We start from the raw sequence: 1,827 nt of genomic DNA, 5'->3' as shown, positions 1-1,827 counted from the left end.
TCGAAAAAATAAGGTAAATTTACCTGAGCTTAAGATTTAAAAATAGACCTAGTTCAAACTATTTTTTTGCCTTCTAAACGGCTTAAAAAAAATCTTTTGAACGTGTAAACAATAACAAAAAAGAGTCAACCTATATCAGTATAATACAAAAACTCAAGTCCTTTTGGAAAAAACCTACTGAATCTTTTGAATTAGTTCTCTCAAAGGATATTAATTGGATTAAGACACTTCTGCTATTTGGTTGTAACGGAATTATATTCATTTACTACATAATGAAGTCTGAAGGACTAATAAATATTGAGAGCTTTAAAATGACAATTGTTTCAATTTTTTCAATGGTCTTTTTAGGAGTCATTTACGGAATATTTTCAAATTTAATTGTCGGATATTTAATTAAACTGACTGGAAAACTATTCAATGCGGAAAACGATTTAAAAAAAATATATAGTGTTTTAAGTTGGTCTTATTTCCCTCTTTTTATTTCAGTGATTTTTTTAATTCCAAGTATTTTAGTTGCAAGAATTATTACAACTGACATTAGCACAACTCTAAAACTGACTTTATCAATATTGGTTATAATTTTAATGTTAGTTCAAGCCATATTTGGAATTTGGCAACTGATTTTACTTTTTAAAGGACTTAAAGTTGCTCAAAAGCTGAATTCATTGAATACGATTATGAATTATTTATCAGGAGCTGTAATTTTTGGAATATTTTATTACTTTCTGATTAAACCATATTTATATTAATAAAATACTGTGGCTAACACCGTATAAAAAAAATTGCTAGTTTTAGCTAAACCAAAGTTAGTTGCTCGTTTGCTAGCTTCTGATTTTCCTTCGGAAAATCCTCGCACACAAACACGCAACTTTCCTTATACATAAACGTTGGCATTCATTGAGCAGAACCGTTAAAAATGACAATTATGAGTGATTTAAAACAAAACGTTTGACTTTTAGCTCGTTTGCGGAATCGGTAACTGAATTAAAAACAAAACTGGAACTTAATGTGGAATTTAGCAAGTTGCGGAATTGCTCACTCTATCGGAATTGAAAACTATGAATAAAACGGAATTAAATCAAAATAAACTAAAAAAAGTTTTAAAAGCCAATTCTTGGTTTCTTTGGGTTATTCCTATGTTTATTTTTGTAAGTTTTCTAAAAGGAATTGAAGTAGGAATATATATTTCCTTAATAATGATTTCGGGTCTTTCTTTAGGCGCAATTATTCCTGTAATTATTGGTTCTCTCTTAAAAAAATACGACTTGAAAAACGTTTATGGTGAAATAATAATTTTTGCGATTTCGACCATTATTTTATTGATTTATATACCAGACAAAAAACTTTTAGCATTTATGATACCCTTTAGTATTCCGATAATTATAATCGGACTTTTGAATTTAAAATAAAAACAACGAAATGCCAACACCGTGTATAATTCATTGCTAGTACAAGCCTACTTACGAAAATCCTCGCGGATTTTCTATTCGGTTTGTATTTGCTAAATTAGTTGCTGAAACACGCAACGAAATCATACACAAACACGTTGCAAGTAATAGCGGAAATCACTCAAACGCAATCAATTCGCAAATAAAATAAATCTGATTTTTAACAAATATTACGCTGAATTTACTCTACCGATTTTCTACTCAAACGGAATTTTCACTCAAAACGGAATCTCACTCAAACGGAATTTCCACTCAAACGGAATCTCACTCAAAACGGAATATCCACTCAAACGGAATTAGAAAAAGTTAGCAGATTAAAGATAAATAAAAGTAATCGGAACAAAAAAACTACTACTTGCAACACCGTATAAAAAAAATT

At 29.2% G+C, this 1,827-nt stretch carries 2 protein-coding genes; both read left to right on the top strand.

Annotated features, from left to right (window positions below):
• Nucleotides 1-134: 134 nt before the first annotated feature.
• Nucleotides 135-749 (top strand): Yip1 family protein, encoded by a 615-nt coding sequence (locus DFQ11_RS14365; RefSeq protein WP_110476577.1) that lies wholly within the window; start codon nt 135-137, stop codon nt 747-749.
• Between the two features lie 309 nt (nt 750-1,058).
• Nucleotides 1,059-1,409 (top strand): hypothetical protein, encoded by a 351-nt coding sequence (locus tag DFQ11_RS14360; protein WP_110476576.1) that lies wholly within the window; start codon nt 1,059-1,061, stop codon nt 1,407-1,409.
• The last annotated feature ends 418 nt before the right edge of the window (nt 1,410-1,827 follow it).

It is taken from the genome of Winogradskyella epiphytica (assembly GCF_003217215.1).
Classification (GTDB): domain Bacteria; phylum Bacteroidota; class Bacteroidia; order Flavobacteriales; family Flavobacteriaceae; genus Winogradskyella; species Winogradskyella epiphytica.
This window is presented reverse-complemented; position numbering and strand designations above follow the sequence as displayed.